The sequence below is a fragment of the Candidatus Cloacimonadota bacterium genome, assembly GCA_020532085.1.
Classification (GTDB): Bacteria; Cloacimonadota; Cloacimonadia; order Cloacimonadales; family Cloacimonadaceae; genus Syntrophosphaera.
This window is the reverse complement of the sequence record JAJBAV010000086.1, coordinates 1-2,922: the sequence shown is the minus strand read 5'-3', so window position 1 is coordinate 2,922 and position 2,922 is coordinate 1. Positions and strand designations below refer to the sequence as shown.

At 57.3% G+C, this 2,922-nt stretch carries 2 protein-coding genes; both read right to left on the bottom strand.

Features of this window, described 5'->3' with window-relative positions; translation table 11 throughout:
• Nucleotides 1-1,443: DEAD/DEAH box helicase family protein (locus tag LHW45_11235; protein ID MCB5286142.1), on the bottom strand; the 1,443-nt coding region annotated here is incomplete at its 3' end.
• Nucleotides 1,430-2,827 (bottom strand): restriction endonuclease subunit S, encoded by a 1,398-nt coding sequence (locus LHW45_11230; GenBank protein MCB5286141.1) that lies wholly within the window; start codon nucleotides 2,825-2,827, stop codon nucleotides 1,430-1,432. The genes LHW45_11235 and LHW45_11230, both read right to left, overlap by 14 nt.
• Nucleotides 2,828-2,922 lie beyond the last annotated feature (95 nt).

The following is a 2,922-nucleotide window of genomic DNA, read 5'->3' as shown; positions in this document are numbered from 1 at the left end:
CGGGTCCGGATCGCCGAAAATCTCCAGGGTTTTGTTCTTGGGGGTCGCGGTGAAGGCGAAGTAGCTGGCGTTGGTCACCATCTTCCGGCCTTCCATGATCTTGTTGATCTTGTCCTCGGCGTCCAGTTCATCCCATTCCGCCTTGTATTCACCCGGCTTTTCCGCAACGGCCATGTTCATGGCGGCGGTGGTCTTGCCGCCCTGGCTGGAATGGGCCTCGTCGATGATGATGGCGAATTTGCTCTTTCGGTGTTCATCGCCGATCTCATCGAGGATGAACGGGAACTTCTGCACCGTGGTGATGATGATTTTCTTCCCGGCCTTGAGGAATTTGCGCAGGTCGCCAGAGTGTTCGGCATGGCCGACGGTGGCGGAGACCTGGGCGAACTGCTTGATGGTGTCGCGGATCTGCTTGTCGAGCACCCGTCGGTCGGTGACCACGATGACCGAATCGAACAACGCCTTGCTCTCGTGTTCCAGCCCAACGAGCTGGTGCGCCAGCCAGGCGATGGAGTTACTTTTGCCGCTGCCCGCCGAGTGCTGGATCAGGTAGCGCCTGCCGATGCCACTCTCAGCGGCATTGGCCAGCAGCATGCGCACCATCTTCAACTGGTGGTAGCGAGGGAAAATCTGCTTGTACCTCTTTTTGCCGGTCTTCTCGTCCTTTTCCTCCACCACCTGGGCGTAGTTTTCCAGGATATCGGTCAACCCCTCTTTGGAGAGGGTCTCCTTCCACAGGTAATCGGTGGCGAGCCCATGAGGGTTCGGCGGATTGCCAGCGCCGTCGTTGTAGCCTTTGTCGAAGGGTAGAAACCACGAGCCTTTGCCCTTTAGGTGGGTGCAGAAACGCACCTCGTGGTCGTCAACGGCAAAATGGACGACGCAGCGGCCGAACTGGAACAGCAGCTCCTTCGGGTCGCGGTCACGTTGATACTGCTGCACGGCATCGAGAATCGTCTGTTTGGTGAGCTTGTTCTTAAGTTCGAAGGTGGCGATGGGCAGGCCGTTGATGAATACGGCCATGTCGAGGGAAAGCGCGGTCTCGTTGCGGCTGTAGCGAAGCTGGCGGGTGACGCTGAAGATGTTGGCTTCGAATCGTTCGGCTGCCTTCACGTTGCCCGGCGTCGGTGTGCCGTAGAAAAGGTCCACATGAGCCGGGCCGTGCTTGATGCCGCCGCGCAGCACGTCCACCACGCCGCGTTTGGCGATTTCGCCCTGCAGGCGGTGCAGGAATTGTGTGCGCTTGGGGCCTTCCTCGTCGATGCCGAGAGCCTCATAGGTATCGGGCTGGGTGGCGGAGAGAAACTGCAGCAGTTTGGCCAGGTCGACGGCGTGTTCCCGGTCGTAGTCCTGCGGATCACCCTGAACGTATCCGGCATCCTCCACAAGGGAGGTGACGATGATCGATTCCAGGCCCTTTTCGCTGGTGTCAGTCGGTTTCATCCATGTCCCCCTCGTCATCGATCACGTCATCGGATTCGGCGGTGTCCTCATCCAGCGCCAGCAGTTCGTCCTCGGCAACATCCGGCACCTCGATGCCGCGTACATCTACCTGACCGGTGACGACATCGGAAATCAGCCGGATGCGGTATTCGCGCATCAGCGCGATCTCGCGCTCAGTTCGGGTAATGGCCTGGTCGATAGCCTTCGAAGAATCGGCGATGTGCTCCAGTATTTCCTGCTGTTCCTCGAAAGATACCGGGTAAGCCAAATGCAGGGTGCCCAATTTTGTTTCTGCTATGGCCGGATAAGCAACGCCTATCGACTCTCGAATAACCCGGTTGATGAAATTGCCGCTTTGGATCAGCAGACCCAAAAAAGGTGGATGTATTTCTTTCTTGGGCGTTAGCGCAGCGAAACCTGTCGATGCGATCCAGTCTTCGACCTCGTCAGCGACGTAATAAACTGCTTTGAGGTAAGTGCGAACCGTAGAAAGAATCGTGTCACCTTTTTTCAGTATTCTCCGAGCACGAGACGGAGCTTGGCCGAAACGTAGCGTTTCAGGCTCCCCTGTAAGACGGCCGGTGCCGACAGAGCTGATGTCGCAATATTTGAAGGTGTAATTCTCATCGGTTGATTCAGGCAGGACACGGGCATTGATGCTGGCTAAATGCTTGAGTGGTGCGATCTCCCAATGCTCCGGAATATCTCCGATCCATTCCACGCCGCTGGGCTTGAACTTGACCTTGGGATCAAGCCCCCGGGTCACGGCCTGGTTGATGACGTTCTGCTTCTGCTCCTTGAGAAGTTCAATGAGCCGCCGCTTGTTGCGGATGAACCGTTGGGCCTTACTACCGACCGCATCGAGAAATCTGGTGATGTGTCGCTGTTCCTCAATCGGAGGAACGGGTGACGGCATGCGCTTGAAATCCTGCCAGTAAAGCCGGTTGCGGTCTTTCACGATGCCCCGGGAACAGGCGTCCACCTCGTTCATGTAGGAGGCAGTGCGGAACAGAAAGCTGAAGTAGCGGCAGTCCACCTCGGGAAAGGGTCGCACAACGACATAGGCAGGGCTGACCAGCCCATCGACAGGCGCGACGCCAACGGCCCCTTGCCACATGCGCATCATATTGTAGGCAATATCCCCCTGAGCCGCTCGCTTGTATTTTTCCCGGTCGCCCATCACCTGCTTGCGCTTCAAGTTCTCCATGTCGCGCACGCGGACACCGGTTTTCAATGACACCTCAAGGATGGGTAGTTCCCCAAACCCGGTCTCGTTGCGCTGACAGAACAGACGGCCATTCCGGAACAAATTCCAGTGAGCCGGAATATCGCCCAAAAACGGCTGCCCGGAATCCTTGTATTCTGGATAACAGGCCAGCTTCATCACTCAGCCTCCCCGACAATCTGTTCCAGTAGCCCTTCGGTCTCCTGCTCCAGGGCATAGATGTCGGTCTTGATTTCATCCAGGGTGCGCATGGG

What these genes read in the sequence shown, in the direction of transcription:
- LHW45_11230 (MCB5286141.1), bottom strand. Translation starts at nt 2,827, where the DNA reads ATGAAGCTGGCCTGTTATCCAGAATACAAGGATTCCGGGCAGCCGTTT.